Genomic DNA, 3,217 nt, shown 5'->3' with positions numbered 1-3,217 from the left:
GCGATGATGACCACGCCCATCTCGCCAAGGGAGATTATTCTGGGAGAACTGATCTGGGTTTCTATAAAGGGAGCGCTGATGGCTTCCGCTGTGGCCATTGTTTTTATGCTTTTTGGATTACTCAAACTGACGCCGCACTTCTATTTGATTCCCGTTATGGGCGCGCTGATTGCGTTTTCCTGTGGAAGTTTGGGTCTAATATCTTCGGCCTTGATTCAGAATATAAGTCAGTTTCAGACGGTCTACACAGTACTCATAGCACCCCTCTTTTATTTTTCGGGAATCTTTTTCCCGATGTCTAAAATGCCGGAGGGTTTTCAAATCGCGGCTCACTTCTCCCCGCTGTATCATGGAGTGGTTTTGTGTCAGCAGATCTTGTGGAATCGGATAGAGCCCGTGCTGTTTCTCCAGCATTTGTTAGAACTTATCATTTTTGGAATGATTTTATTTGGTGTGAGCTACCGTTTAGTGTACCGGAAGCTCTACCGATAGGAGCGCCAGACTGGCGCTCCGTGGGACGAACTAGATCGTTTTTAGGTTAAATTCTAATTCGATATCGTTTTTGATCACTTTGTCTTTTCCAGATTTGATAAGGTCTGGGAAAAAATCTTTGGAGTTATACTTCACACCGAACTTCGTGCGATCAAAGTCAGTTTTTCCAGTGGCGAGCCAAACCGCTCCATCTCTCTTCACCGTGGCTTTGATCTTCATCGGTTGAGTCACGCCACGAATGGTCGCGTCGCCGATAAAGTCATACGTGTCTTTTCCCGTCGACTTGACTTCTTTAATCACAAATTTAGCTTCTTTATTCGCATCAACGGCAAAGAAGTCTTCGCTATTTAGGTGGCCTACAAGTTTACCGTTCATATTAGGGTCAGTGACGTCTGTGTTCTTAATCGATTTCATATCGATGGTGAGATCACCGCCAGTGATTTTATCTTTATCGACAAATAAAGTGCCGGAAGAAAAATTCACTGTACCCACGTGGGAGTCTCCGACAAAAGCTTTGGTGCCTTTCCATTTAATCACACTCTTCGTCGTATCGATGTTGACACGAGTGAGATTGGATTCCTTTGGTGCAGCATTTTTTTCTGCAGAAAAAGCCACTGAGCAAAGGGCTACGGTCATGATGCTAGTTAAAATACGAAACATAATAATTTCTCCTTGGTTTAATTATTTTTTTAATGAATCTCTAATTTCTCTCAATAGCAATACATCTTCTGGCGTGGCGGCAGCGGGAGCTGGTGCTTTCTTTAACGAATTCATCAGCTTAATCACAGCGAACAAACAGAATGCAATAATCGTAAAATCAATAATCGTCTGGATAAAGAAACCATACCCAATTGCGACTTCACCTTTCCCATCGGCGCCGGCTTGGACAAGCACCGCTTTTAAGTTGGTAAAGTCGACTCCACCCATAAGCATTCCGATCAATGGCATAAGAATCTTTTCGACCATCGCAGAAATAATTTTACCGAAAGCACCTCCGATGATTACCCCTACGGCGAGATCAACCACGTTACCCTTCATTGCGAATTCTTTAAATTCTTTACCAATTCCCATATCGTCTCCTTATGACTTTAGATTGGCATTAGACGATTATTTTTTCGGGAAGGCAAGTGCTGCCATCGAGCGAAGACGTGTTGCCGATTTCAAAATATATCTTTATTCTTAGACCTATTCCCGGACTACACCGGAACTTCGAGAGGAAAAATCCTATGACATTCAAGAAGCTCTTATTTTTGGCGGCTGTTTTTTGCGTGACCATAAGTTGCACACAAAAAGAGCAGGGGCCTGGTACAAAATCTGCGACTGCACCTGCGGCACGGGTGATCAATGGAATGGAGTTTGTACCTCTTAAGCTTGAAAACGCGCTCGAAGTTTTGATCATTAGTGATCCACGCTTTAAGCAATCGTCCGCGGCGATGGCGGTGGCAGTGGGTTCTCTTGAAGATCCCGAAAACGCAGCGGGTATGGCCCATTATCTGGAACACATGTTGTTTTTAGGAACCAAAGAGTTTCCCAATCACGACGACTACTCCACCTATATGGAGAAAAACGGCGGCGGTGATAATGCCTATACTGCTGACGATGTAACCAATTACTTTTTTGATGTCGACAATTCGGCTCTTGATGGTGCGCTTCACCGTTTCTCGAGATTCTTTGTATCTCCTCTATTTGATCCCACCTATGTCGATCGAGAAAAAAACGCGGTGAATAGTGAGTTTGAAAAAAATATTAAGAACGATTCTTGGCGGAGCATGCGCTTTTTGACGTTGCAGGCCGCCGACGGACATCCGTTAAAGAAATTCACGATCGGAAATAAAACCACTCTTAAAAACGTCAATCGTGAGCAGGTGATGGAGTTTTATAAAAAGTATTACTCTGCAAGTACAATGCGTTTAGTAGTGATGACCGCTCAGCCTTCTCATCTTGTTAAGGGTTGGGTCACTCAATATTTTTCGGACATTCCAAATACAAAGGCTCAGCCCCCTCAGTATAAAGATGAGTACTTTGATCCCAAGCAAAAAGCCCGCTACCACTATGTTAAAGCCATCACAGATATCGATGAATTGACGGTGTATTTTAATATTCCTGACACGATTAAGTATTGGGATTCAAAGCCTGTCAATATCATCACCAAAATTATCGGTTACGAGGGGAAGGGCTCTCTGCTTTCCTATCTTAAAAAGAAGGGCTGGGCTCTCGAGCTATCTGTGGGGAATTATTTTACCCGCACATTGAATATTGATATCACCCTCACCCCAGAGGGTCGAAAGAATCACGAAAAAGTAACGGCTTCCGTCTTTGAGTTTATACGCATGATGAACGAAAAAGGCTATCCCGAGTATCTTTACGATGATGAAAAGTTTTTGCAAAAGATCGCGCTGGATAATCTTGAGCCCTCATCTTCGAGCAACCGCTCCGCTTTTTTTGCAAAAGCTATGGTGGATTATCCGGTGGATTCATTTTTGGAAAAATACTTTCTTCTCTCGAAATACTCCGTGGAAGATTTTAAGTACTTTATGTCTTACCTCAAGCCGGAGAACGCTCACGTCGTGGTCAGCAGCCAAAAAGAAAAAACCAATAAAAAAGAAGATATTTTTGGAATTCAGTATCGGAGCGAAGAGCTTCCTGCCGCAACTCTTCAATTTTTAGATAAGGAATCGACTGTTTTTGAATATCCTCCAAAGAATGAGTACATTCCTAATGATTT

4 protein-coding genes are annotated in these 3,217 nt (G+C 43.0%); 2 read left to right on the top strand and 2 right to left on the bottom strand.

All coding sequences use genetic code 11. The features are described 5' to 3' along the window. Positions 1-492, top strand: a 492-nt coding sequence (locus K2Q26_12665; GenBank protein ID MBY0316371.1) for an ABC transporter permease, incomplete at its 5' end; no start/stop codon positions are given. A gap of 30 nt (positions 493-522) precedes the next feature. On the opposite strand, the gene K2Q26_12660 is transcribed toward K2Q26_12665, so the two are convergent. Next, a complete protein-coding gene (locus K2Q26_12660; protein MBY0316370.1) occupies positions 523-1,152 on the bottom strand; it encodes a YceI family protein in 630 nt (209 codons plus the stop codon). 21 nt (positions 1,153-1,173) lie between these two features. After that, complete coding sequence (mscL, locus tag K2Q26_12655; protein ID MBY0316369.1) at positions 1,174-1,563, bottom strand: large-conductance mechanosensitive channel protein MscL; 390 nt, start codon at positions 1,561-1,563, stop codon at positions 1,174-1,176. 155 nt (positions 1,564-1,718) lie between these two features. Here mscL and K2Q26_12650 point away from each other — a divergent pair. Next, positions 1,719-3,217, top strand: a 1,499-nt coding sequence (locus tag K2Q26_12650) for an insulinase family protein (protein ID MBY0316368.1), incomplete at its 3' end; no start/stop codon positions are given.

It is taken from the genome of Bdellovibrionales bacterium, from assembly GCA_019750295.1.
In the GTDB taxonomy this organism is placed as follows: domain Bacteria; phylum Bdellovibrionota; class Bdellovibrionia; order Bdellovibrionales; family JAGQZY01; genus JAIEOS01.
This window is presented reverse-complemented; position numbering and strand designations above follow the sequence as displayed.

Excerpts from the sequence above, each read along its gene's own strand:
- K2Q26_12660 (MBY0316370.1), bottom strand. The coding sequence starts at position 1,152 with ATGTTTCGTATTTTAACTAGCATCATGACCGTAGCCCTTTGCTCAGTG.
- mscL (MBY0316369.1), bottom strand. The coding sequence starts at position 1,563 with ATGGGAATTGGTAAAGAATTTAAAGAATTCGCAATGAAGGGTAACGTG.